The organism is Pseudomonas sp. BMS12 (assembly GCF_001592875.1).
In the GTDB taxonomy this organism is placed as follows: Bacteria; Pseudomonadota; Gammaproteobacteria; order Pseudomonadales; family Pseudomonadaceae; genus Aquipseudomonas.
Genome location: NZ_LSOF01000014.1, coordinates 82,005 through 107,546, shown reverse-complemented (window position 1 = coordinate 107,546; position 25,542 = coordinate 82,005). Strand labels below are relative to the sequence as shown.

Annotated in this window: 21 protein-coding genes; 9 read left to right on the top strand and 12 right to left on the bottom strand. The window is 65.8% G+C overall.

The annotated features are described in order from the left end of the window. Window positions 1-27: 27 nt before the first annotated feature. The 3 genes from AYB31_RS14200 to AYB31_RS14190 are packed head-to-tail and all read right to left on the bottom strand — an operon-like array spanning window position 28 to window position 3,514. The gene (locus AYB31_RS14200; protein ID WP_068829348.1) at window positions 28-1,860 is read right to left on the bottom strand and encodes a GldG family protein; all 1,833 of its coding nucleotides are present in this window, start codon (window positions 1,858-1,860) and stop codon (window positions 28-30) included. A gap of 2 nt (window positions 1,861-1,862) precedes the next feature. Continuing rightward, a complete protein-coding gene (locus tag AYB31_RS14195) occupies window positions 1,863-2,594 on the bottom strand; it encodes an ABC transporter permease subunit (RefSeq protein ID WP_068829347.1) in 732 nt (243 codons plus the stop codon). Further along, on the bottom strand, window positions 2,591-3,514 hold the full coding sequence (locus AYB31_RS14190) for an ABC transporter ATP-binding protein (RefSeq protein WP_068829346.1): 924 nt from the start codon (window positions 3,512-3,514) through the stop codon (window positions 2,591-2,593). Before AYB31_RS14190 ends, AYB31_RS14195 begins: the two co-directional genes overlap by 4 nt. A 235-nt stretch (window positions 3,515-3,749) precedes the next feature. Between AYB31_RS14190 and plsB the strand changes: the two genes are divergently transcribed. The 9 genes from plsB (at window position 3,750) to AYB31_RS14145 (ending at window position 15,369) form a co-directional block, all read left to right on the top strand. Beyond that, window positions 3,750-6,236 (top strand): glycerol-3-phosphate 1-O-acyltransferase PlsB, encoded by a 2,487-nt coding sequence (gene plsB, locus AYB31_RS14185; protein ID WP_068829345.1) that lies wholly within the window; start codon window positions 3,750-3,752, stop codon window positions 6,234-6,236. Window positions 6,237-6,405: 169 nt separating this feature from the next. Then, the gene (locus AYB31_RS14180; RefSeq protein WP_068829344.1) at window positions 6,406-7,317 is read left to right on the top strand and encodes a LysR family transcriptional regulator; all 912 of its coding nucleotides are present in this window, start codon (window positions 6,406-6,408) and stop codon (window positions 7,315-7,317) included. 134 nt (window positions 7,318-7,451) lie between these two features. Continuing rightward, window positions 7,452-8,906 carry a gamma-aminobutyraldehyde dehydrogenase gene (locus AYB31_RS14175; protein WP_153020721.1) on the top strand — a complete coding sequence of 485 codons (1,455 nt, stop codon included), beginning with the start codon at window positions 7,452-7,454 and terminating at the stop codon, window positions 8,904-8,906. Window positions 8,907-8,978: 72 nt separating this feature from the next. Further along, complete coding sequence (gene ydcS / locus AYB31_RS14170; protein ID WP_068829342.1) at window positions 8,979-10,130, top strand: putative ABC transporter substrate-binding protein YdcS; 1,152 nt, start codon at window positions 8,979-8,981, stop codon at window positions 10,128-10,130. Between the two features lie 315 nt (window positions 10,131-10,445). Next, window positions 10,446-11,474 carry an ABC transporter ATP-binding protein gene (locus tag AYB31_RS14165; protein ID WP_068829341.1) on the top strand — a complete coding sequence of 343 codons (1,029 nt, stop codon included), beginning with the start codon at window positions 10,446-10,448 and terminating at the stop codon, window positions 11,472-11,474. A 1-nt stretch (window position 11,475) separates the two neighbouring features. Beyond that, window positions 11,476-12,417, top strand: a complete 942-nt coding sequence (locus tag AYB31_RS14160; RefSeq protein ID WP_068829340.1) for an ABC transporter permease — start codon at window positions 11,476-11,478, stop codon at window positions 12,415-12,417. Beyond that, a complete protein-coding gene (locus AYB31_RS14155) occupies window positions 12,407-13,216 on the top strand; it encodes an ABC transporter permease (protein ID WP_068829339.1) in 810 nt (269 codons plus the stop codon). The genes AYB31_RS14160 and AYB31_RS14155 overlap by 11 nt, the downstream gene beginning before the upstream one ends. A gap of 85 nt (window positions 13,217-13,301) precedes the next feature. Then, a complete protein-coding gene (locus tag AYB31_RS14150; RefSeq protein ID WP_068829338.1) occupies window positions 13,302-14,726 on the top strand; it encodes a gamma-aminobutyraldehyde dehydrogenase in 1,425 nt (474 codons plus the stop codon). A 166-nt stretch (window positions 14,727-14,892) separates the two neighbouring features. Next, window positions 14,893-15,369 carry an ester cyclase gene (locus AYB31_RS14145; RefSeq protein ID WP_068829337.1) on the top strand — a complete coding sequence of 159 codons (477 nt, stop codon included), beginning with the start codon at window positions 14,893-14,895 and terminating at the stop codon, window positions 15,367-15,369. Window positions 15,370-15,485: 116 nt separating this feature from the next. Here the strand turns inward: AYB31_RS14145 and AYB31_RS14140 are convergent, their stop codons facing one another. The 9 genes from AYB31_RS14140 to putA all read right to left on the bottom strand — a co-directional run bounded on the left by AYB31_RS14140 (window position 15,486) and on the right by putA (window position 25,532). Then, on the bottom strand, window positions 15,486-16,154 hold the full coding sequence (locus AYB31_RS14140) for a TIGR04211 family SH3 domain-containing protein (RefSeq protein WP_068829336.1): 669 nt from the start codon (window positions 16,152-16,154) through the stop codon (window positions 15,486-15,488). Window positions 16,155-16,384: 230 nt separating this feature from the next. Continuing rightward, the gene (locus tag AYB31_RS21180) at window positions 16,385-16,600 is read right to left on the bottom strand and encodes a DUF2256 domain-containing protein (protein ID WP_082805308.1); all 216 of its coding nucleotides are present in this window, start codon (window positions 16,598-16,600) and stop codon (window positions 16,385-16,387) included. Next, on the bottom strand, window positions 16,597-18,111 hold the full coding sequence (locus AYB31_RS14135; RefSeq protein WP_236715559.1) for a cryptochrome/photolyase family protein: 1,515 nt from the start codon (window positions 18,109-18,111) through the stop codon (window positions 16,597-16,599). The genes AYB31_RS21180 and AYB31_RS14135 overlap by 4 nt, the downstream gene beginning before the upstream one ends. A gap of 23 nt (window positions 18,112-18,134) precedes the next feature. Further along, window positions 18,135-18,440, bottom strand: a complete 306-nt coding sequence (locus AYB31_RS14130) for a DUF6482 family protein (RefSeq protein WP_068829334.1) — start codon at window positions 18,438-18,440, stop codon at window positions 18,135-18,137. Between the two features lie 10 nt (window positions 18,441-18,450). Continuing rightward, complete coding sequence (locus tag AYB31_RS14125; RefSeq protein ID WP_068829333.1) at window positions 18,451-19,143, bottom strand: SDR family oxidoreductase; 693 nt, start codon at window positions 19,141-19,143, stop codon at window positions 18,451-18,453. Then, window positions 19,143-19,688 carry a DUF3833 domain-containing protein gene (locus AYB31_RS14120; RefSeq protein WP_068829332.1) on the bottom strand — a complete coding sequence of 182 codons (546 nt, stop codon included), beginning with the start codon at window positions 19,686-19,688 and terminating at the stop codon, window positions 19,143-19,145. Before AYB31_RS14120 ends, AYB31_RS14125 begins: the two co-directional genes overlap by 1 nt. Beyond that, entirely contained in the window at window positions 19,685-20,200 is a 516-nt protein-coding gene (locus AYB31_RS14115; protein WP_236715558.1) for a chalcone isomerase family protein, read from the bottom strand. The genes AYB31_RS14120 and AYB31_RS14115 overlap by 4 nt, the downstream gene beginning before the upstream one ends. A gap of 480 nt (window positions 20,201-20,680) precedes the next feature. After that, complete coding sequence (gene proC, locus AYB31_RS14110; RefSeq protein ID WP_068829330.1) at window positions 20,681-21,472, bottom strand: pyrroline-5-carboxylate reductase; 792 nt, start codon at window positions 21,470-21,472, stop codon at window positions 20,681-20,683. A gap of 124 nt (window positions 21,473-21,596) precedes the next feature. Continuing rightward, complete coding sequence (gene putA, locus AYB31_RS14105) at window positions 21,597-25,532, bottom strand: trifunctional transcriptional regulator/proline dehydrogenase/L-glutamate gamma-semialdehyde dehydrogenase (protein ID WP_068829329.1); 3,936 nt, start codon at window positions 25,530-25,532, stop codon at window positions 21,597-21,599. Between the last annotated feature and the right edge of the window lie 10 nt (window positions 25,533-25,542).

Below are 25,542 nucleotides of genomic sequence, written 5' to 3'. Positions count from 1 at the left end.
AGGGCCATGCCCTCTCCCCTGCCTGCATCAGGCCGACTTGCGTCGACGCCACAGCCACAGGGCCAGCACGCCCAGGGTCAGCAGCAGCGGTACCAGGAGGATGTTGGCCAGTTTCAGGGTACGGCCGAGGTCCTCGATATTGGCGTTGAGCTGGAAGCGCACCTCGCGCAGCTCCTTGCGGATGCGCAGCTTCTCGGCCACGAACTGCTGCAGGGCGGTCTGCTGCTCGGGGGTCAGCTCCAGCGGCTTGCTCGGGTCCTGCTGCTGCAGGGCGGCGAGCTTCTGCTCGGTGTCCGCCAGGCGCTTCTGCAGGTCTTCTTCCTTGACCCGGAACTGCGCCTCGGCCTCGCGCTGCAGCGCCTCGACCACCTCGAACGGGCGACTGAAGCGGCCGCGCGAACGCACGCTGATCAGTGCATCGCTACCGGACAGGTTGTCCAGTGCGTTGATGGCGAAGCCGGCGTTGTCGGCGAACGGCTGCGGCACGCGCTGGCCGAAGAAGTCCTGCACCTGCACCCACATGCGGTCGCCCAGCAGGTCGGTGTCGGCCACGGCGATAACATTGATGTTATCGGCGGACTTCAGACCATCCTTCTGCCCCTCGATGCCGTCGGGGAATGCCGACTGCGCCGGGCCGCTGATACGTGCAGCAATCGCATAGCGCTCACCGGTCGGGTTGAGGTCGCGCATCAGCTCTTCCGGGTTGGCCAGCATGGCGAAGCGTGCGGCATCGAACGGCATGGCGTACTCGGAGCTCTGCAGCAGCGGGGTGAACTGGGTCTTGGCGCCCTCCACCTGTTCGAGGATGCCGCTGGTGGCGACGTTGATGCTCTCCAGGCCGGAGGTGACCACGTCATCCTGGCTCATGGCACGCTGCGGCAGCGCCAGCCAGGCGGCGTGGCGAACCGGCCGCTGGCCCTGGCCCATGCCCACGGACAGTGCGTAGGAGCCGTCACCGAGGACCTTGTTCGGCACCATGCGCAGGCCCCAGGCCTTGAACAGCGGCTCCAGGTCGCTGGCCTTGTCCATCTCGTCGCCCGGCATCATCGGCGCGGCGTTGTCGGCCTCGGCGAACGGATCGACGAACACCAGCAGCTTGCCGCCGCGCAGGACGAACTGGTCGATGGCGTAGAGCGTCGCCTGCGGCAGGCTCTTCGGATGCACCAGCAGCAGCACCGAGACCTCGTCCGGAATCTTGTCGACCCCGGCCTTGAGACTATCGATCTTGAACAGCTGGCGGATTTCCTCCATCACCATCCACGGTGCGGTGGGCTGGCGCGCAGCCATGTCGAAGCCGCCGTTGATCTGCAAACCGCTGAGCAGGCCGATCACCGGCTTCTGCGGCTTGGCCAGACCCTGCACCAGCTGGCTGATCTGGTATTCGAGGAACTCTTCCTGGTCCAGCGGGAAGAACGGGATCACCTGCTTGTCGTCCACCGAGTTGGTGCCGGCCAGGCCGAAGTAGATCGAGTCGCCGTTCTGGCTCGCCGGCACGGCCTGCAGGCCGAAGGCCGCGGCCTTGTCCTCGTCCTCAGAGAACGGCTCGGGGTCGACGATGTGCAGCTTGATCTTACCGTTCGCCGCACGCTCGTAGGCCTTGAGCATTTCCTCCACGCGGGTGGCGTAGTTGCGCAGCACGGCCAGGTCACGGGCGCTCTTGTCGGAGTAGAAGAAGTACAGGTTGATCGGCTCGTCCAGCTCACCAAGGATGCGCTCGGTGCCTTCGGAGATGGTGTAGAGCTTCTGCTCGGTCAGGTCCAGGCGGGCATTGCCCAGGCCGAGGCTGGTGAGCATGTTGAAGGCCAGGAAGGCCACGGCGATCAGCAGCAGGCCGACGCCGGAATACATCAGTTTCTTCATCGTCAGTCAGCCTTCTTCAGATCGACCACGATGGCGGTGGCGGCAAGCCAGGCGGCCATCAGGGAGATGAAATAGAGCAGGTCACGCAGGTCGATCACGCCCTTGCTGATCGCGTCGAAACGGGTCAGGAAGGACAGCGAGGACACCGCGTCGATGGCCCACTGCGGCGCCCAGGCCAGGGCGTCGAGCACCATGGGGAAGCCGCTGACGATGAACAGGAAGCAGGCGCTGACGGCGAGGATGAAGGCAATCACCTGGTTCTTCGCCAGGGCCGACATGCACGAGCCGATGGCGAGGTAGGAGCCCGCCAGCAGCCAGCTGCCGAAGTAGCCGGTGAAGATCGCGCCGTTGTCCGGCTGGCCCAGGTAATTGACCGTGATGATCATCGGGAAGGTCAGCAACAAGGCGATACCGGCGAACACCCAGGCCGCGAGGAACTTGCCCAGCACCGCCTCGGTACGGGTGATCGGCAGGGTCATCAGCAGCTCGATGGAGCCGGACTTGCGCTCCTCGGCCCACAGGCGCATGGCGATGGCCGGCACGAGGAACAGGTACAGCCAGGGGTGGAAGTTGAAAAACGGCGACAAATCCGCCTGACCGCTCTCGTAGAAGCCGCCGAGGTAGAAGGTGAAGACCCCGGACAGCACCAGGAAGATCAGGATGAACACGTACGCCAGCGGAGTGGCGAAGTAGCTGCGCAGCTCGCGCTTGAAGATGACCGGCAACTGCGTCATGCCGCTTCTCCTCGGGTCAGGGTGCGGAATACCTCATCGAGGCGGCCACGCTCCACGTCCAGTTCCTTGACCTGCCAGCCGCGCTGGCGGATCAGCTCGTTGACCTGGCTGAAGATCACTTCGCCAGGCTTGGCCAGCAGGGTAATGCTGTGCTCGCGCTCGTTGCGCTCGACGCCCGCAACACCCGGCAGCGCGCCTAGCGCCTCGGTATCCAGTTCACCCTCACCGACCAGCGTCACCGCCTGGTGGTAGCGCGAGCGGCTCTCCAGCTCCAGCGGGGTGGCATCGGCCACCAGCTTGCCGCCAGCGATCACCACGGCGCGGGTGCACACGGCCGAGACCTCTTCGAGGATATGGGTGGAGATGATGACGATCTTGTCCTTGGCCAGGCTCTGAATCAGCTGGCGCACCTGATGCTTCTGGTTGGGATCGAGGCCATCGGTGGGCTCGTCGAGGATCAGCACCTTGGGATCATGCAGGATCGCCTGGGCCAGGCCGACGCGGCGCTTGAAGCCCTTGGACAGGGTCTCGATGCTCTGCTCCAGCACCTTCTCCAGTTCCACCAGGGACACCGCACGCTGCACTCGCTGCTGCTTCTCGGCACCGCGATAGCCACGAACTTCGGCGATGAATTCGAGGAAACCGCGCACGCTCATGTCGCCATAGCAGGGTGCACCTTCGGGCAGGTAGCCGATCAGGCGCTGCGCGGCGAGCGTATCGCTCTGCACATCGTGACCGAGAATGCTCGCCGTTCCCGAGGTTGGCGCCAGGAAGCCGGTGAGCATCTTCATGGTGGTGGATTTACCGGCCCCGTTGGGACCGAGAAAGCCCAGCACTTCCCCTTGCTGGACGTTGAAGCTGAGGCCGTCGACGGCCGTGTGCCCCGGAAAACGCTTGGTCAGGTTTCTTATTTCTATCATGGCCTCTCACCATCGCGATGGAAGCCCGCAGCCTGCGATACAACTGCGGGCCTGACAAATGCCGGCCGGACTATAAGTAGTGGGTCGACGGCTATGCAAGACCGCGGTAGCCGGGGAAAGTTTCGGCATGTTCCGCAAATTCGCGCCCATCGTTTCGGTTTTGCCGCGGGGCGGCGCTTGCGGCACACTAGCGCCCCCGAGCAACTGCTCGCTTTTAGTGCCGTCAAGAGCCCGTATGACCCGCTCCCCGTTCCGCCGCCTCGCGTTTGGCGCCCTTCGCCGCCTGTTGTTTCTCTGGGTCCGCTCGGAAACCATCAACCAGTCGTCCTTCAACCTGCGCCTGGATCGCTCCAAACCGGTGTTCTATGTGCTGCAGCAGCCCTCGGCGGCGGACCTCGCGGTGGTCGACCGCGAATGCAGCAAGGCCGGCCTGCCGCGCCCGGTACTGCCGGTGGCGATCGGCGACCAGTTGGAGCCGGCCGGCTTCTTCTACCTGACCCGCGAGCCCAGCTGGTTCGGCGGGCATGACAAGCGCGGCGCCCCGCCGGCGCTGCAGCGCATCCTCGCCAGCCTCGACGAGCAGGCACTGGACGACGCGCAGATCATTCCGGTCAGTGTGTTCTGGGGCCAGTCACCGGACCGCGAAACCAGCCCGTGGAAGCTGCTGTTCGCCGATTCCTGGGCCGTCACCGGGCGCCTGCGCAAGCTGGTCAGCATCCTGATTCTCGGGCGCAAGACTCGCGTGCAGTTCGCCGCGCCGATCCACCTGCGCGAACTGCTCGACCAGGGCAAGGGTCGCGAACGCACCCTGCGCATGGTGCAACGCATCCTGCGCGTGCACTTCCGCAACCAGAAGGCCGCGGTGATCGGCCCGGACGTGTCGCACCGGCGCAACCTGGTCAAGGGTCTGGTGCATGACTCGCTGGTGCGCCAGGCCATCGCCGAGGAAGCCGAGCGCGAGGGCATCAGCCTGCAGAAGGCTGAGGCCAAGGCTCTGCACTACGGCAACGAGATCGCCTCGGACTACACCTACACCGCCATCCGCTTCCTCGAAGTGGTGCTCAGCTGGTTCTGGAACAAGCTGTACGAAGGCATCCAGGTCAACCACCTGGAGGCGGTACGCGACCTGGCTCACGACCACGAGATCATCTACGTGCCGTGTCACCGCAGCCATATCGACTACCTGCTGCTGTCCTACCTGCTGTTCCGCAACGGCCTGACGCCGCCGCACATCGCCGCCGGCATCAACCTCAATATGCCGGTCGTGGGCAGCTTGCTCAGACGCGGCGGCGCCTTCTTCATGCGCCGCACTTTCAGGGGCAACCCGCTGTACACCGCGGTGTTCAACGAATACTTGCACACCCTGTTCAGCAAGGGTTTCCCGGTCGAGTACTTCGTCGAGGGCGGCCGTTCGCGTACCGGGCGTACGCTGCAGCCGAAGACCGGCATGCTGGCCATCACCCTGCGCAGCTTCCTGCGTTCCAACCGCCTGCCGATCGCCTTCGTGCCGGTGTATATCGGCTACGAGCGCGTGCTGGAGGGTCGCACTTATCTGGGTGAACTGCGCGGCGCGGCGAAGAAGAAGGAGTCGATCTTCGACATCTTCAAGGTCATCGGCGCCATCCGTAAGCAGCGCTTCGGCAGCGTGCGGGTCAACTTCGGTGAGGCGATCAAGCTGGCCGACTTCCTCGACCACGAGCAGCCCGGCTGGCGCACTCAGGATCACGGTGAGCAGTTCCGCCCGGACTGGCTGAACGCCACCACCAACCGCCTCGGCGAGAAGGTGGCCCAGCATTTGAACGAGGCGGCGGCGATCAACCCGGTCAACCTGGTGGCCCTGGCCCTGCTCTCCACCAGCAAGCTGGCCCTGGACGAACAGGCCCTGGCGCGCGTGCTCGACCTCTACCTGGCGCTACTGCGTCAGGTGCCCTACTCGCCCCACGCCACCCTGCCGGACGGCAACGGCCTGGACCTGATCCGCTACGTGCAGAGCATGGACCTGCTGGCCGAGCAGAAGGATGCACTCGGCAAGATCCTCTACCTGGACGAGCAGAACGCCGTCCTGATGACCTACTACCGCAACAACGTGCTGCACGTGTTCGCCCTGCCGGCGCTGCTGGCCAGCTTCTTCCTCAGCAGCTCGCGCATGAGCCGCGAGCAGATCCTGCGCTACAGCCACGCGCTGTATCCCTACCTGCAGTCCGAGCTGTTCATTCGCTACTCGGTCGAGGAGCTGGAAGGCGCCATCGACCAGTGGCTGAACGCCTTCGTCGAACAGGGCTTGCTGCGCCGCGAAGACGACATGTTCATCCGCCCCGCGCCCAGCTCGCGCCAGTACGTGCTGCTCAGCCTGCTGGCCCGCGCCATCGTGCAGACCCTGCAGCGCTTCTACATGGCCACCGCCCTGCTGCTCAACGCCGGCCAGTACGCACTGTCCGCCGAGGAGCTGGAGAACCTCTGTGTGGTCATGGCCCAGCGCCTGTCGATCCTGCATGGCCTCAACGCCCCGGAATTCTTCGACAAGAGCCTGTTCCGCCACTTCATCCAGAGCCTGCTGGACCAGGGCGTGCTGCGCCAGAACGGCGAAGGCAAACTCAGCCATCACCCGCAACTGGCCGGCCTGGTGGAAGGCGCCGCCAAGCGCGTGCTGCCGGCGGAGATCCGCCTGTCGATCCGTCAGGTCGCGCTGGAAGGCGGCGAGGATTCGGCCGAAACGATCTGATGGCTTCGCCACCCCCAAAGGGCCGCACATGCGGCCTTTTTTATGGCGCAATGGATCGCAGGGCCCCAGCCGCGCGACAGCGGAAACTCCTGCCATTCAGTTAAAAAGAACGAAATAACCCAAATTCGATAAACCATAATGCTGGCAGCCTCGTTTGGGATGCCCAGCCATGATGACCCTGCGTCAGATCCGCCACTTCATCGCCGTTGCCGAGACCGGCTCCATCTCCGCCGCCGCCCAGGCGGTATTCATTTCTCAGTCGACCCTGACCCTGGCCATCCAGCAGCTGGAGGAAGAGATCGGCGTCAGCCTGTTCAACCGCCACGCCAAGGGCATGAGCCTGACGCACCAGGGCCACCAGTTCCTGCGCCAGGCGCACCTGATCCTGGCCACCGTGGAGAACGCCAAGCGCAGCCTGCAGCAGAGCACCGACCAGGTCGCCGGCCAGCTGACCATCGGCGTGACCAGCCTGGTCGCCGGCTACTACCTGGCCGACCTGATCACCCGCTTTCAGCGCGCCTACCCCAACGTGCAGACCCGCGTGGTCGAGGACGAGCGCCCCTACATCGAGCATCTGCTGGTGGCCGGCGAGATCGACGTCGGGGTGCTGATCCTGTCCAACCTGGAGGACCGCCACGCCCTGCAGACCGAAGTACTGACCCACTCGCCGCACCGCCTGTGGTTGCCGGCCCGCCACCCGCTGCTGGAACGCGACAGCATCAGCCTGGCCGATGTCGCCGGCGAGCCTCTGATCCAGCTCAACGCCGACGAAATGGGCCTGCACACCCAGCGCATCTGGAGCCGCGCCGGCCTCAACCCCAACGTCACCTTGCGCACTGCCTCGGTGGAAGCCGTGCGCAGCCTGGTCGCCGCTGGCCTGGGCGTGTCGATCCAGCCGGACATGACCTACCGCCCCTGGTCGCTGGAAGGCGACATCATCGAGGCCCGGCCGCTGGTGGATCTGGGCGAGCCACTGGACGTCGGCCTGGCCTGGCGCCGGGGCACGGCGCGACCGGCACTGGTCGATCCCTTCCTGACTCTGGCCCGCGAACAGCCGAACGCCCGCAAGGTTTCGATTTAATCGAACGCTGCTTTCAGTATTTAGAATTTGTAGAAGACCCGACCGCGCTCTAGCCTCCAAGACTCACGAGCGCGGCGCCCAACTCAAGTGGAGCCGCCATGCCAGCCGTCGCGAACAATAGAAGAAAGGCGAAGATGAGCATCCCAACCCTGCACAGCGCATTGCTGATCGACGGCCAACTGGTCGCCGGGGAAGGTGCCGCCGAAGCCATCCTCAACCCGGCCACGGGCGAAAGCCTGTGCCAAATTGCCGATGCCTCGCTGGACCAGCTCGAGGCCGCCGTGCAGGCCGCCCACCGGGCTTTTCCCACCTGGGCACGCACCACCCCGGCACAACGCGCCAGCGCCCTGCTGGCGATCGCCGATGCCATCGAGAGCAACACCGAACAGCTCGCCGCCCTGGAAGCGCTCAACTGCGGCAAGCCGCTGCACCTGGCACGCCAGGACGACATTCCGGCCTGTGCCGATGTGTTCCGCTTCTTCGCCGGTGCCGTGCGCTGCCAGCAGGGTCAGCTGGCCGGTGAATACCTGCCCGGCCACACCAGCATGGTGCGGCGCGACCCGGTCGGTGTCGTGGCCTCCATCGCGCCGTGGAACTACCCGTTGATGATGGCGGCCTGGAAGATCGCCCCGGCCCTGGCCGCCGGCAACTGCATGGTGTTCAAGCCCTCCGAACACACTCCGCTGTCGATCCTGGCTCTGGCCCCGGCGCTGGCCGAGATTCTCCCGGCCGGTGTGCTCAACATCGTCTGTGGCGGCGGCGAAGGCATCGGCAGCAGCCTGGTCGGCCACCCCAAGGTGCGCATGGTGTCGCTGACCGGCGATATCGTCACCGGGCAGAAGATCCTGCAAAGCGCCGCCCGCACTCTCAAGCGCACGCACCTGGAACTGGGCGGCAAGGCGCCGGTGATCGTCTGCAACGACGCCGACCTCGATGCCGTGGTGCAGGGCATCCGCACCCATGGCTACTACAACGCCGGGCAGGACTGTACCGCCGCCTGCCGCATCTACGCCCAGGCCGGCATCCATGATCGCCTGGTGGCGGAGTTGGGCGACGCCGTGGCGAGCATCCGCTTCGCCCGCAAGAAAGATGGCGACAACGAGATCGGCCCGCTGATCAGCGCGCGCCAGCGCGACCGCGTGGCCAGCTTCGTCGAGCGCGCCCTCGGCCAGCCGCATATCGAGCGGGTCACCGGCGCCGCCGTGCATTCCGGCCCCGGTTTCTATTACCAGCCGACCCTGCTGGCCGGCTGCAAGCAGCACGACGAGATCGTCCAGCGCGAAGTGTTCGGCCCGGTGGTCACCGTCACCCGTTTCGACGGGCTCGACCAGGCACTGGACTGGGCCAACGACTCCGAGTACGGCCTGGCCAGCTCGGTGTGGACGCAGAACCTGGACAAGGCCTTCCAGCTGGCGGGCCGCCTGCAGTACGGCTGCACCTGGATCAACACCCATTTCATGTTGGCCAGCGAGATGCCACACGGCGGCCTCAAGCGCTCCGGCTACGGCAAGGACCTATCCAGTGACTCGTTACAGGACTACAGCGTGGTGCGCCACATCATGGCGCGCCACGGACAACAACTAGAGTAACAACAAGGTTCGGCAGAGGTTTCGCCGACATTTAGCTGCCCCCATAACAGCCCATAAGAAGAGGGAAACACGATGTCCGCGCAGAAAATCGCAGTGCTCAGTGCACTGACCACCGCCCTGCTCGCCACTGGCGCCGTCCAGGCAGCAGAGCCACTCAAATCCCTGGGCAAGGCCGAAGGCCAGCTCGACATCATCGCCTGGCCCGGCTACATCGAGCGCGGCGAAACCGACAAGGCCTACGACTGGGTCACCCAGTTCGAGAAGGACACCGGCTGCCAGGTCAACGTCAAGACCGCCGCCACCTCCGACGAAATGGTCAGCCTGATGGCCAAGGGCGGCTATGACCTGGTCACCGCCTCCGGCGACGCCTCGCTGCGCCTGATCGCCGGCAAGCGCGTGCAGCCGGTCAATGTCGACCTGATCCCCAGCTGGAAGAGCGTCGATGACCGCCTCAAGGACGCACCCTGGCACACGGTTGCCGGCCAGCACTACGGCACGCCCTACCAGTGGGGCCCGAACGTGCTGATGTACAACACCAACGTGTTCAAGGAAGCGCCGACCAGCTGGAAGGTACTGTTCGAGCAGCAGGACCTGGCCGACGGCAAGAGCAACAAGGGCCGCGTGCAGGCCTACGATGGCCCGATCTACATTGCCGACGCTGCCCTCTACCTGAAGGCGCACCAGCCGGAACTGGGCATCACCGACCCCTACCTGCTCAACGAGGAGCAGTACGGCGCGGCACTCGAACTGCTGCGCAAGCAGCATGAACTGGTGCACCGCTACTGGCACGACGTCACCGTGCAGATGAACGACTTCAAGAACGAAGGCGTGGTCGCCTCTGCGGCCTGGCCGTACCAGGTCAACGCCCTGCAACTGGAGAAGCAGCCGATCGCCTCCACCGTGCCGAGCGAAGGCGCCACCGGCTGGGCCGACACCACCATGCTGCACGCCGAAGCCAAGCACCCGGTGTGCGCCTACAAGTGGATGGACTGGTCGCTGCAGCCCAAGCTGCAGGGTGATCTGGCCGCCTGGTTCGGCTCCGTACCGGCCGTGCCCAGCGCCTGCCAGGGCAACGAACTGCTCGGTGCCGAAGGCTGCAAAACCAACGGCTTCGAAAACTTCGACAAGATCGCCTTCTGGAAAACCCCGCAGGCCGAGGGTGGCAAGTACGTGCCCTACAGCCGCTGGACCCAGGACTACATCGCCATCATGGGCGGTAGATAAGGAGGCCGCGCTGGCTGCGCGGTCCGTGGGCGGCGTTGTGTCCTCGCACGAAGCTCGCCTACCCGGCGGTATGTCTCGCTTCGTGCTGCGGGACGCCTTGCCCACGAACCGCTCGCTCAGCGCTGCTTCAACGCTGCCCAGGAAGAAGCCTCTCCCCGGGCCGATCTGAACGGCGGCTGGCTACCAGTTTTCCAGCCTCTCATTCCAAGCCATTGGTTTCACCGCTGTACATCCACCACCGGCGCTCCCGGCTCGTGTCGGCAAACCCTGACGGGACTGACGGTGGTGGATGGCTTTCTTCCTGGAGCGTTTGAAATGACTTTTGCTGTGCAATTTACCGATGTCTCCCGCGTGTTCGGCGAGGTCAAGGCCGTCGACCGGGTGTCCATCGACATCCAGGAAGGCGAATTCTTCTCCATGCTCGGCCCCTCGGGCTCGGGCAAGACCACCTGCCTGCGCCTGATCGCCGGCTTCGAACAACCCAGCGCCGGCTCGATCCGCATCCACGGCGAGGAAGCCGCCGGCCTGCCGCCCTACCAGCGCGACGTCAACACGGTGTTCCAGGACTACGCGCTGTTCCCGCACATGAGCGTGCTGGAGAACGTCGCCTACGGCCTCAAGGTCAAGGGCGTGGGCAAGACCGAGCGTCTGGGCCGCGCCGAGGAAGCGCTGGCCATGGTCGCCCTGGCCGGTTTCGGCAAGCGCAAACCTGCGGAGATGTCCGGTGGCCAGCGCCAGCGCGTGGCCCTGGCCCGCGCCCTGGTCAATCGCCCACGGGTACTGCTGCTCGACGAACCGCTCGGCGCGCTGGACCTGAAGCTGCGCGAGCAGATGCAGGGCGAGCTAAAGAAGCTGCAGCGCCAGCTCGGCATCACCTTCATCTTCGTCACCCATGACCAGGGCGAGGCGCTGTCCATGTCCGACCGCGTGGCGGTGTTCAACAAGGGCCGCATCGAGCAGGTCGATACCCCGCGCAACCTGTACATGCAGCCGGCCACCGCCTTCGTCGCCGAATTCGTCGGCACCAGCAACGTGCTCAAGGGTGACCTCGCCCGCCAGCTTACCGGCGACAGCCGTCCGTTCTCGATCCGCCCGGAGCATGCGCGCCTGGCCAACGGCAGCGCGCTCGGCAGCGACGAGATCGAACTCAGCGGCGCGCTGTTCGATATCCAGTACCTCGGCGCGGCGACCCGCTACGAGTTGCAGCTGGACAACGGCCAGATCTTCTCGGTGAGCCAGGCCAACAGCCAGTGGGACCAGGCCGAAGTGGCGCTGCAGCCCGGCCAGCAGGTTCGCGTGCGCTGGTCGCGGGCGGCCATGGTCGGCCTGCGCCAGGAGGCCTGAGATGAGCACCCTGACCCTCGAAACCCGCACGGACGGGCCACTGCGGCGCCTCTCCGGCCTGCTCTACCGCAAGCCCACCCTGTACCTCTCGCTGCTGCTGGTGCCGCCGCTGCTGTGGTTCGGCGTGATCTACCTGGGTTCGCTGCTGACCCTGCTGTGGCAGGGCTTCTACACCTTCGACGACTTCAGCATGACGGTCACCCCGGACCTCACGCTGGGCAACTTCGCAGCGCTGTTCCAGGCCGCCAACTTCGACATCATCCTGCGCACCCTGAGCATGGCCATCGCCGTGTCACTGGCCAGCGCGCTGATCGCCTTCCCCATCGCCTACTACATGGCGCGCTACACCAGCGGCAAGACCAAGGCGTTCTTCTACATCGCGGTGATGCTGCCGATGTGGGCCAGCTACATCGTCAAGGCCTACGCCTGGACCCTGCTCCTGGCCAAGGGCGGCGTGGCCATCTGGTTCCTTCAGGCACTGCACCTGGAATGGCTGCTCAACCTGCTGCTGCAGGTACCGGCAGTTGGCGGCAACACCCTGTCGACCTCGCACCTGGGGCGCTTCCTGGTGTTCGTCTACATCTGGCTACCGTTCATGATCCTGCCGATCCAGGCCTCGCTGGAGCGCCTGCCGCCGTCACTGCTGCAAGCCTCAGCCGACCTCGGCGCGCACCCGGCACAAACCTTCTGGCAGGTGGTACTGCCGCTGTCGATCCCGGGTATCGCCGCCGGCTCGATCTTCACCTTCAGCCTGACCCTGGGCGACTACATCGTGCCGCAGCTGGTGGGGCCGCCCGGCTTCTTCATCGGCACCATGGTGTATTCGCAGCAGGGCGCCATCGGCAACATGCCCATGGCCGCCGCCTTCACCCTGGTGCCGATCGTGCTGATCGCTATCTACCTGTCCATCGTCAAACGTCTGGGGGCCTTCGATGCACTCTGAGAAAGCGTCCTGGGGTCTGAAGGCCGCCGCCTGGGGCGGACTGGTGTTCCTGCACTTCCCGATCTTCATCATCTTCCTCTACGCCTTCAACAGCGAAAGCGCCGGCTTCAGCTTCCCGCCGCAAGGGCTGACCCTGCACTGGTTCAGCGTTGCCTTCGCCCGCGCCGACGTGCTCGAAGCGATCAAGCTGTCGCTGAAAGTGGCGTCGGTGGCCACGCTGATTGCCATGTGCCTGGGCACCCTGGCCGCGGCCGCACTGTGGCGCCGGGACTTCTTCGGCAAGGAAAGCGTGTCGATGATGCTGATCCTGCCGATCGCCCTGCCTGGCATCATCACCGGTATCGCCCTGCTGGCGGCGTTCAAGACCTTCGGCATCGAACCGGGCCTGCTGACCATCGTCATCGGCCACGCCACCTTCTGCGTGGTGATCGTCTACAACAACGTCATCGCCCGCTTCCGCCGCACCAGCTACAGCCTGATCGAGGCCAGCATGGACCTCGGCGCCGACGGCTGGCAGACCTTCCGCTACGTGATCCTGCCCAACCTCGGCTCGGCCCTGCTGGCCGGCGGCATGCTGGCCTTCGCCCTGTCGTTCGACGAGATCATCGTCACCACCTTCACCGCCGGCCACGAGAAGACCCTGCCGATCTGGCTGCTCAACCAGCTGTCGCGCCCGCGCGATGTACCGGTCACCAACGTGGTGGCCATGCTGGTGATGCTGGTGACCATGATCCCGATCCTCGGCGCCTACTACCTGACCAAGGGTGGCGAAGGCGTTGCCGGTAGCGGCGGGAAATAACTTCGCCATGTGGGAGCGGCTTCAGCCGCTCCCACGGGGCCGACCCATATCTCAACACCGACACCTGAATGACGAGGTTTACGTGATGCAAACCAAACTGCTGATCAACGGCGAACTGGTCGCCGGCCTGGGCGCCGCCCAACCCGTGCTCAACCCCTCTCTGGGCAGCACCCTGGTGGAGATTACCGAGGCCAGCGCCGAGCAGGTCGATGCCGCCGTTCGCGCGGCCGACGCCGCCTTCGACGGCTGGTCACAGACCACTCCTGGCCAGCGCGCCGCCGCCCTGCTGGCCGTGGCCGAGCGCATCGACGCCAACGCCGAGGAGCTGGCCCGCCTGGAGTCGCAGAACTGCGGCAAGCCCTACAGCGCCGCGTTGAACGACGAACTGCCAGCCATCGCCGACGTGTTCCGCTTCTTCGCCGGCGCCGTGCGCTGCCTGCAAGGTTCCGCCGCCGGTGAATACCTGCCCGGCCACACCTCGATGATCCGCCGCGACCCGCTCGGCGTGGTCGCCTCCATCGCGCCGTGGAACTACCCGCTGATGATGGCCGCCTGGAAGCTGGCCCCGGCCCTGGCCGCCGGCAACTGCGTGGTGCTCAAGCCGTCCGAGCAGACCCCGCTGACCGCCCTGCGCCTGGGCGAGCTGATCGCCGATATCTTCCCCGCCGGCGTGGTCAACATCGTGTTCGGCCGTGGCCCGAGCGTCGGCGCGCCGCTGACCAACCACCCGAAGGTGCGCATGGTCTCGCTGACCGGCTCCATCCCCACCGGCTCGGCAATCATCAGCAGCACCGCCGACACGGTGAAGCGCATGCACATGGAGCTGGGCGGCAAGGCCCCGGTCATCATCTTCGACGACGCCGACATCGACGCCGCGGTCGAGGGCATCCGCACCTTCGGCTTCTATAACGCCGGCCAGGACTGCACCGCCGCCTGCCGCATCTACGCGCAGAAGGGCATCTACGACAAATTCGTGGCCAAACTCGGCGAAGCCGTGGCCAGCATCAAGTACGGCCTGCAGGATGACGAAGGCACCGAACTCGGCCCGCTGATCACCGAACAGCACCGCCAGCGCGTGGTCGACATGGTCGAGCGGGCCAAGGCCGTGCCGCATATCCAGGTGGTCACCGGCGGCAAGGCGGTCGACGGCCCCGGTTTCTTCTTCGAGCCGACCGTGCTGGCCGGCGCACGCCAGGACGACGAGATCGTCCGTCGCGAGGTGTTCGGCCCGGTGGTCTCGGTCACCGCGTTCGACGACGAAGCACAGGTGCTGGCCTGGGCCAACGACTCCGAATACGGCCTGGCCTCCTCGCTGTGGACCCGCGACGTAGGCCGTGCCCATCGCCTGTCGGCGCGCCTGCAGTATGGCTGCACCTGGGTCAACACCCACTTCATGCTGGTCAGCGAGATGCCGCATGGCGGCGTCAAGCAGTCCGGCTACGGCAAGGACATGTCGATGTACGGCCTGGAGGATTACACCGCAGTCCGTCATGTGATGTTCAAACACTGATCTGAACGCCGCGCACTTGGCCGGGCGTTGTTGGCCAGCACCTCGAAATGCTCATGTACTCCAGTACATTGCGCTTTCTCGGTGCAGGCCGCCTAGCCCTGCCGGCGCGCGCGACGCCCAGATCGCTCCGATGTTTCTCAATCGAAAGTCAGCTGGAGCAACAACAATGAAAACCGCACTACGCAGCATCGCTTTCCTCGCTCTCGGCACCCTCGCCGGCCTGGCCCAGGCCGCCGATGACGCCAAGGCGCTCGTAGACGGCTACATGGCCGCCTGGAACGCCCATGACGCCGACAAGGCGGCCACTTACCTGGCCGATGACGCGGTGTACTTCGACGCCACCGTCGGCACCCCGCAGGAAGGCAAGGCGGCGGCCCGTGACAACGTGATCAAGGTGTTCATCGGCGCCGTGCCGGACCTCAAGTGGGAGATGACCAGCGCGCCCATCGTCAGCGCCGACGGCATCGCCTTCCAGTGGAAGTTCAGCGGCACCAACAGCGGTGCCTGGGGCGCGGAAACCCCGGCCACCGGCAAGCCGCTGTCGTTCGAAGGCGTGAGCTTCGTGCGCATCAAGGACGGCAAGATCGCCTACCAGGGCGACTACTACGACGCCCTCGGCTTCAACAAGCAGCTGGGCTGGTAGTCGGATCGAAAGGCTATCAACTCACAGGCTCACCCATAGGCCCATGGCCATTTGTTGGATCAAGCCCCTGCAGCACCGGGCATTGATCCAACAAAGCCTGACAGGCTGATAGAGCACTACAGCCACTGGTCGTTGCGCTTGCGCCGCACCCGCAGCATGGTCGGCAGGATCAGGCCGGCAAGCAGCCCGACGCCGGCGATGCCGCCGCCGTAGACCATGTAGCTCATCAGCACCTGCTGGCGCTCTTCGCCCAGTTGCGCCTGGGCTTCGCGCAGTTCGGCCTGGGCCTGGTTCAGCTGGGTGTCCAGCGCGGTACGCGCTACCTGCAGCTCGTCGATCAACGCCTTGCGCGAGTCCAGGGTCTCCTGCATGCCCTGCACGCGGGTCTTCCAGGTGTCGTCGATGCCTTTCAGCTCGGCGCTGAGATCGGCCACTTTCTGTTCCAGTTGCGGCAGACGCTCGGCCTGGCCGGGCATCTCCTGCAGATCACGGGTGGGAATCCACACCGCACTGCCATTCTCGCCGCGTACCTGGCTGTAGTCGCCCTGGCTACGCAGCAGTTCGACCTTCTGCCCAGAACTGAGCGTACCGACGATGCGATAGCCATCGGTGGGGCCACTGCGCACATAGGTATTCAGGCTGTCGCTGACCCAGCGTGCATTGCCGCCAGACTCCTCCGCCCACGCAGGAGTGCTGGTGGCCAGCAGACCGCCGAGCAGGCTGGCATAGAGGGCGCGAAGCTGGAACGAGGAGGAATTGGCGAGAAAACGGCAGGATCGGGACATTGGACAATCTTCACTTGGCGGGAACACAACACCCGAGCAACGGGCACGACACTCGCCGACCATACGCAATGCTGCGACGGGATGGGTACGCTACCTGACGGCGGCAAATGGCCATGCCACCCTCCCCGTTCGGGCCGACAGCAGACAGACCCGAGGGAGCGCGTCGAGTTCACTGCGCAGGGCCAATGCGATGCCCAGATGTGAAAGAGTTGTGACTATCCAGTAAGCACTCAGGTGCTTGCTGGGCGTTGTGCGGAGACAGAACTGGCACCCGCGAGACGCACTGCTCGCGCATCCGTTGCCTCATGCGCCCTGGCTCCACGCACGCAGCGACAGCGCTGCGAGCAGTAGCGCACCTGCTCCCAGCACCGCGCCCATTTGCGCCGCCAACTGAAGGGTCGGCCGCAGACCGCGCAGAGCTTGCTCGGCAAATCGGCCTTTTTCATAACGACTGTCCCGCATCCAGGCGCGCCAGCAGATCCTCGCCACGCTGCCACAGGGCCTCGCGCCGGTCTTCGTCCATGCGTTCGAGGTTGCGGTAGACCATGGCCAGGCGTGGATTGCTACCCAGGCGGTCGCGGTGCCGGCGCAGGAAATGCCAGTACAGGGCATTGAACGGGCAGGCCTGCTCGCCCACGGCCTGATCGACCCGATAGGCACAGTCGCCACAGTAGTCGGACATGCGCTGGATATAGCGACCGCTGGCGCAGTAGGGCTTGGAACCCAGGTAGCCGCCGTCGGCATGCATGACCATACCCAGGGTGTTGGGTAGCTCCACCCAGTCGAAGGCATCCAGGTAGATCGCCAGGTACCACTCGCAGATCGCCTTGGGCGCGATGCCGGCGAGCAGGGCGAAGTTGCCGGTCACCATCAGCCGCTGGATATGGTGGGCGTAGCCCAGTTCCAGACTCTGGCCAATGGCCTGGGCCATGCAGCGCATCGAGGTCTCACCGTTCCAGTAGAACTCCGGCAACGCGCGGCGGTTGCCGAAGGCATTCAGCTCGGCGTACTCCGGCATGCGCAGCCAGTAGATGCCGCGTACGTATTCGCGCCAGCCGATCAGCTGGCGGATGAAACCCTCGGCCGCGTTCAGCGGTGCCCTGCCCTCGCGATAGGCCTGCTCGACATCGGCGCACAGCTGGCGCACATCGAGCAGGCCGATGTTCAACGCGGCGCTGATGCGGGCGTGGAACAGATAGGGCTCGCCCTGGGCCATGGCGTCCTGATAGTCGCCGAAGGCGGCCAGGCCGAAGTCGAGAAAGTGCTGCCACAGCGCCTGGGCCTCGGCGTGGGTCACCGGGTAGTCGAAGCCTTCGAGGCTGCCGTAATGCCCGGCGAAGCGCTGCTCGACCAGTTGCAGCACCTCGCGGGTCAGCTCATCGGTGGCGAAACGCGCGGCGAAGGGACCCCGTAGCCCCTTGGGCAGCGACTTGCGATTGTCCTCGTCGAGGTTCCAGGTGCCACCGACCGGGCTGCCGTCGAACGCCATCAGCAGGCCGGTGCGCTTGCGCATGTCGCGGTAGAAGTTTTCCATGCGCAGTTGCCGGCGCCCGCTCGCCCAGGCGGCGAAACGCTGCCGCGAGCAGAGAAAGCGCCGGTCCTCGTGCCACACCAACGGCCGACCGCACTGATTCAAGGCCTCCTGCAAGCGCCATTCGCCGCACTCGGTCAGGTGCACCTGCTCCACGCCCAGGCGCTCGGCCCAGCGCAGCAGCTCACCAGTCAGGCTGCCGCTGTTGCCGGCATCGTCCAGGCGCACGTAGATCACCCGCCAGCCCCGCTCGCCCAGGGCCTGGGCGAAGTGGCGCATGGCGCTGAAGATCAGCGCGATCTTCTGCGGGTGATGGGCGACGTAGGTGGCCTCGTCCATCACCTCGGCCATCAGTAGCGCATCCTGCGCCGGGTCGAGCGCGTCGAACAGGCTGAGGTCGAACGACAGCTGGTCGCCTAGCAGCACACCGAGTCTGCGCGCTGGCGTCACTACCAGGGCTCGCTCAGGCCGACTGGCACCCGCAGCGGCTCCACCGGACCATCGCGCATGCCGCACATCTCGTCATGCACCACCTGCTGCACCATCACGCACGGCACTGGCGGCGTGAAATGCAGCAGCTCACGCAGGTGGGTGATCGAGCGCACCTGCACGGTATCGCCCGAGGCATCGAGCAGCGGTTTGGTGCCCTCCTCGGTACGGGCGAGCAACACATAGAAACCGCCTTCTAGCGAGCACAGCTCCAGCTCGTTGATGGCCCCTTGGGCGGCCATCTGATTGAGTTCTTCGAGGGTCATGGCGCATCTCCTACCAGGGTAAAGGCTCGCCGTCATAGGCGAAGAAACCGCCACTGTCGGCGGGGTCCAGTCGGTCGATCAGGTTGAGCAGCTGCGCGGCCGCCTGAAGTGGCGGACGACCTGCGGCAGCGCCGCGAAAGGGTTGCGAGAGCGCTGACAGCACGGTGCCCGGGTGCAGGCTGAACAGCCGGGCCTGCGGCCGGCTGCGGGCCAGTTCGATGGCCGCGGTCTTGACCAGCATGTTCAGCGCCGCCTTGGAGGCGCGGTAGGCGTACCAGCCGCCGAGGCGGTTGTCGCCAATGCTGCCGACCTTCGCCGACAACACAGCCATGACGCCACGCGGTGCCAGCAGCGGCAGGAACTGCTGTAGCACCAGCGCCGGCCCCAATGCATTGACCTGGAACACCGCCTGCAACGCCTCGGCCTGCACGGCCGCCAGGCTCTTCTCGGGACTGACGCCCGCGCGGTGCAGCACGCCGGTGGCCAGCAGGATCAGCTGCAGCGGCCCCTGCAGGCCGATCTCGGCGGCGGCGCTGGCGATGCTCTGCGGGTCTTCCAGATCCAGCGCCGGTGTGGTCGAACGCCCCAACTCAAGCAACTGGGCGCAACGCGGGTCCGCACGCAGCAGCTGACAGAAGGCGCCGCCCAGCGCACCACCGGCGCCGATCACCAGCGCCCGATAGCCATCCTCCAGGGAGTCCATCAGGGCCTGCGTTCGGCGGGAATGCGGCGGAAGAACAGGGTGACCTGACCCAGCTCGACGCCGAATTTGCTCATTGCCGAGCGGTTGATCAGGGTGTCTTCGTCCATCAGGTACATCCAGTCGTCGAAGCTCACCACATAGGTGGTGTCGTCGACCGGCAGGTTCAGCTGGTAGCGCCAGCGCAAGGCGTTGCCGGCGACCTCACCCTGCGCCTCGCCCAGCACGTCATCGGCGCGGCCACGCCAGCGCCCGTCGCCATCGGGCGTCAGGGTCCAGACCCGGCGCTGGCGCGTGCCGTCGCTGTACAGGAAGCGCTCGTCGAGAATCAGCCGCTCGCCTTCACGGCGACTGTTGATGTCCACATGAAAGCGTTTGATCACCTCGCCGGAGCGGTCCTCGAAGATGCCCCAGGCCTCGACCGGGCCGTCGAAGAAGGTCGGCAGATCGAGGCGCGGCTGTTGATCGGCATAGTGCTCGACCTCGACCCCGCTGCAGCCACCGAGCAGCATCCCGGCCAGCAACAGCGCCAGCAATCTACGTTTCATGGCGAGGTCTCCGTGTTGAGGCCGAGCAGCGCCCGGCGCAGCTCCGGACTGCGTGTGCCAGGCCCCAGCCAGATGGCGAAGAAGGCCCTGGCCAGTGCCGGGTCGGCAATCTCGTGGCGCAACTGGCCATCCAGATAGAAACGACAGCCCCGCCCCGGCAGGTACTCACCGGTAATGCGCTGCCCTGGCGCAACATCGGCAAAGGCTCGCTGCAGCTCCTCTGCCCAGCGGGCAAGCGTGGCTTGGTCTGCTTGCCGGCCGCCGATGCGACGCATCTCGTCCAGACTGGCGTCCACCAGCGTTTCCCGCTGGATGGACCGGTGGTAGATCAGCTCCAGGGCGAATGGCTGCTCGAAACCTGCCGGCGTGACGGGGCTCCAGAGTCGTGCCGTGTAGACGCGCAAGCCGAACCAGCGGAAGTCGCCGCTGCCGACCAGGCGCGCATCGGGCATGGCGCTGCGCCAGTCGGCCAGCGCGGGCGAGGAAAGGCAGGCCAGAAACAATGCCAGCATCAGGCCGGGCCAGCATCGCAAAGCACTCGATCGGGTCTGCATCAGCGGTTCTCGGTCAAGGTGCAAAAGCCCTGGCTCGCTGAGCGGTGCCAGCCGCCCTCAAGGTCGATACCCGGGCAAGAATAAAAAGTCCGACAGCCGAAATGCGGGGAGATGGCTGCCGGATTGCGCAGAGCCACAACGATAATCCACACACAAAAACTATACAAACACTATAGATGTACAACTATCGACAAGAAAAGCACAACTGCCGACAACCCCACTCAGACAGCCGGCAGATCGCCGGGATGCACGCCCAAGCCCAGAGCCTGCCCACGCAAAAGCAAAAGCCCGGCATGTGCCGGGCTTTCTGGGTGGCTGGGCTTGTGGCCTGGCCGGGTGCCGAACGAGCCGGCTAAAGGTAGGAAGCGCCAGATACCGGGCGGGTAGCCCCCTTGCGGTGTATCCGGCGTGGCCGCGGGCTTGCCGCCCTGGGCCGGGTCAGGCGCCCTGGGAGAGCTCCTGGGAGCGGACAAAGGCCGCCCGGGCTGCTGCTTCGACCAGTTGGCGCAGGGCCTGGTCCTGTTCGAAGCGGGCAATCGCGGCCGCCGTGGTGCCGTTAGGCGAAGTCACGGCAGTACGCAGTTCGACGAAATCGGCTTGCGGCTGCACCTGCAGCGAGGCGGCACCGAAGGCGGTCTGCGCGGCGAGGGCCTTGGCCAGTTCGACCGGCAGGCCCAGGGCCACACCAGCGTCAGCCAGCGCCTCGCTGAACAGGTGGTAGTAGGCCGGACCGCTGCCGGACAGCGCGGTAACGGCGTCCAGCAGGCCTTCCTGCTCGACCCAGTAGGCCTTGCCCACGGCTTCGAACAGGTGGGCGATCTGCTCGCGGCGTTCGCCGTCCAGCGCATCGGCGCTGAACATGCCGGTGCAGCCGGCGCCGACCAGCACCGGCGTGTTGGGCATCACCCGCACCACTGGGCAGCGCTGGCGCAGGGCGTGGCTGAGGCTTGCACAGGTCACTCCGGCCGCCACCGAGATCACGACGGCGCCCTGGCACAGAGCGTCGGGCAGCGCCGCCAGTACTTCGCAGGCGTAACCGGGCTTGGTGGCGACCACGATCAGGTCGAACGGCTGCTGCGGCAGCGCCTCCAGGCTGGAGTACAGGCTGGCGCTGGCGGAAGACTGCAGGTAAGGGTCGACGGCACAGATGCTGTCCACCAGCTTGCCGGCCAGCCAGGCCTCACCAATGGCACTACCCATGCGGCCGTAACCGAGAAAGAGTGCGTTCATGCTGTTCCTTTCAGGCGTTGGCGCCCTTTTGCGGGCGAAGCATGCCCGGGAAAGCTTTCAGGCAGCTTTCCAGAGCCATGTTTTCTGAGGGTCCCGGCCGCCTTGCGGCGACCGGGCAAGGCCATCAACCGATGGTCATCAGACTGGCGTTGCCGCCGGCTGCCGCGGTGTTGACCGACAGCGCGTGCTCGATCAGCAGACGTTCCAGCGGAATGTCGCTCTCGCCCTTGTTCAGGCCATGCACGCTGACGATGGCGCCCTTGCGCTGGGCGGCCAGCTGGCAGACTTCGCGCAGTTGGTCGGAATCGCCGTGATGCAGGATGGCGTCGAACTCGGCATCGACCGTGCTCCAGTCGGCAACCAGCTCGATGCGCTTCTGCACCTCTTTCGGCAACTCGGCGTACAGCGCGCGCTGGCTTTCCAGCCACAGCGCGTGGCTGCCCACGGCCAGGGTCGCGGCCAGTTGCGCCAGCAGGTCGCTGCGCTCGTCGGCCAGGCCCAGCACACGCTCGCGCGGCAGCAGGGTGTAGCTGTTGCGCTCGCCGGTCGGGCCGGTCAGCAGGTAGCTGCTGTAGCTCTGGGTCAGCTCCAGGTACTGCTCGAACAGGGCAGCTGCGGCCGGCTCCTGCTTGGCCGCCCATTCGGCGAACGCACTGCGCGCCTTGGCCAGCTCGGCCGGCACATCCAGCGCCTGCACGTTGTCGCCCTTGAGTTGCTGGGCCACGGCTTCCTGCGGACGGGTCGACAGCAGGCGGTACAGATACAGCGGGCCGCCGGCCTTCGGACCGGTGCCGGACAGGCCTTCGCCACCGAACGGCTGCACGCCGACCACGGCGCCAACCACGTTGCGGTTGACGTAGAGGTTGCCGACCTTGGCGCTGTTCACCACCTGGTTGATGGTCTCGTCGATGCGGGTGTGCACGCCGAGGGTCAGGCCGTAGCCGCTGTCGTTGATCTGCTGCAGCAGCTTGCCGAGGTCGGCGCGCTGGTAACGCACCACGTGCAGCACCGGGCCGAAGATCTCGCGCTTGAGCTCGTCGAAACTGTCCAGCTCGATCAGGGTCGGTACCACGAAGGTGCCGCGCTTGATCTCGTCGGCCTCGAAGCGGGCGCACTGGAACACCTTGCGGCCCTTCTCGCGCAGCTTGGCGATGTGGTTGTCGATGTTGTCCTTGGCCTCGCTATCGATCACCGGGCCGATGTCGGTGTGCAGGCGCTCCGGCGCACCGACGCGATATTCGGCCATGGCGCCCTTGAGCATTTCCACCACGCGGTCTGCCACATCGGCCTGCACGCACAGCACGCGCAGGGCCGAGCAACGCTGACCGGCGCTGTCGAAGGCGGAGTTGACCACGTCGACCACCACCTGCTCGGCGAGCGCCGAGGAGTCGACGATCATGGCGTTGAGGCCGCCGGTTTCGGCGATCAACGGAATGCTGCGGCCCTGGGCGTCCAGGCGGCCGGCGATGTTGCTCTGGAGGATGCCGGCCACTTCGGTGGAACCGGTGAACATCACACCACGCACGCGCTCGTCACCCACCAGGCGCGCACCGACCGTTTCACCACGGCCCGGCAGCAGCTGCACGGCACCGCCGGGCACACCGGCTTCCAGCAGAATGCGCACAGCTTGCGCTGCGATCAACGGAGTTTGCTCGGCCGGCTTGGCCAGCACGGTGTTACCGGCGGCCAGCGCGGCGCAGACCTGACCGGTGAAGATCGCCAGCGGGAAGTTCCACGGGCTGATGCACACCACCGGCCCCAGCGGGCGGTGGCTGTCGTTGCCAAAGCTGCGCGCCTGGGCGGCGTAGTAACGGAGGAAGTCGACCGCCTCACGCACCTCGGCGATGGCGTTGGCGAAGGTCTTGCCGGACTCACGCACCAGCAGGCCCATCAGTTGCTGCATCTCGCCTTCCATCTGGTCGGCAGCGCGCTCCAGTACAGCGGCACGCTCGGCCGGCTGGGTCGACTGCCAGATCTGTCCGCTGGACAGGGCGCAGAGAATGGCGCTCTTGACGTCGGCCTCGCTGGCCTCATGCACATGGCCAACCACATCGCGGTGGTCGGCCGGGTTGCGCACCGGCTCGGCCGGGCCCGGGTTAGGCGTGTCGCAGCCGAGGATCGGGCCGGCAACATAGACGGTGTTGGTCGACGACAGCAGCGCCGAGGACAGCGAGCCCAGGCGATGTTCGTTGGCCAGGTCGATGCCCTCGGAGTTCAGGCGCACCTCGCCATACAGATCACGCGGCAGCGGAATGCGCGGATGCGGCAGACCGAGGGTGCCTTCCTGCGCGGCCATCTGCTCGACCTGCAGTACCGGGTCGAGCACCAGGTCCTTGAGCGAGATGCTGTGGTCGGCGATGCGGTTGACGAAGCTGGTGTTGGCGCCGTTTTCCAGCAGACGACGCACCAGGTAGGCCAGCAGCGTTTCGTGGCTGCCAACCGGCGCGTAGATGCGGCACGGACGCGCGTACTTGCCGTCCTTCACAGAGCCGACCACCTGCTCGTACAGCGGCTCGCCCATGCCGTGCAGGCACTGGAACTCGTACTGGCCCGGGTAGTAGTTCTGCCCGGCCAGCTGGTAGATGGCCGACAGCGAATGCGCGTTGTGGGTGGCGAACTGCGGGTAGATGGCTTCCGGCACGGCCAGCAGCTTGCGCGCACAGGCGACATAGGAAATGTCGGTGTACGGCTTGCGGGTGTAGACCGGGTAGCCTTCCAGGCCGTTGACCTGGGCCAGCTTGATCTCGCTGTCCCAGTAGGCGCCTTTCACCAGGCGGATCATCAGGCGGTGACGGCTGCGCTTGGCAAGGTCGATGACAAAGTCGATCACATAGGGGCAGCGCTTCTGGTAGGCCTGGATGACGAAGCCGATGCCGTTCCAGCCGGCCAGCTCGGGAGCGAAGCACAGGCGCTCGAGCAGGTCGAGGGAGATTTCCAGGCGGTCGGCTTCCTCGGCGTCGATATTGATGCCGATGTCGTACTGCTTGGCCAGCTTGGTCAGGTTCAGCAGGATCGGGAACAGCTCGTCCATCACCCGGTCGTACTGGGCGCGGCTGTAGCGCGGATGCAGGGCGGACAGCTTGATCGAAATGCCCGGGCCTTCGTAGATACCGCGACCGTGCGAGGCCTTGCCGATGGCGTGGATGGCTTGTTCATAGGACGCCAGGTAGCGCTTGGCGTCTTCCTCGGTCAGCGCGGCCTCGCCAAGCATGTCGTAGGAGTAGCGGAAGCCCTTGGCCTCCATGTTGCTGGCGTTGGCCAGGGCCTCGCCGATGGTCTCGCCGGTGACGAACTGCTCGCCCATCAGGCGCATGGCCATGTCCACGCCCTTGCGGATCACCGGCTCGCCGCTCTTGCCGATCAGGCGGTTGAGCGAAGAGGACAGGCCTTCTTCATTGTGCGTCGACACCAGTTTGCCGGTGATCAGCAGACCCCAGCTGGCGGCGTTGACGAACATCGACGAGCTCTGGCCCAGGTGCTGACTCCAGTTGCCATTGGCGATCTTGTCGCGGATCAGGGCGTCACGGGTGGCCTTGTCCGGGATGCGCAGCAGCGCCTCGGCCAGGCACATCAGCGCCACGCCTTCCTGCGAAGACAGCGAGAATTCCTGCAGCAGCCCCTGCACCAGGCCCTGACGGCCACCGGCGCTCTTCTGGTTGCGCAGCTTCTCGGCAATGCCCAGAGCCATCTTGTTGGCCGCCTCGGCTTGCTCGGCCGGCAGACGAGCCTGCTCCAGCAGCATCGGCAGCGCCTCGGTTTCCGGGCGGCGATAAGCGGCGGTGATAGCCGCGCGCAGGACCGATTGCGGCAGGATGCTCTCGGCGAAATCGAGGAAGACCTGCAGGCCCTGCTCGGTCAGATTCTCCACCGCCTCTTCGCCGGCGGCAGCCGCCAGGCCCGAGTGCTCGGCCGGGGTCAGGCCACCTTCGACCTGTTCCAGGTAGTTGAAGATCGCCTGCTTGATCAGCCAGTGAGGGGTGCGATCCAGCGACTGGGCAGCCAGTTTCAGGCGGTCGCGGGTGGCGTCGTCGAGTTTTACGCCAAGGGTGGTGGTGGCCATCTGGGTATTC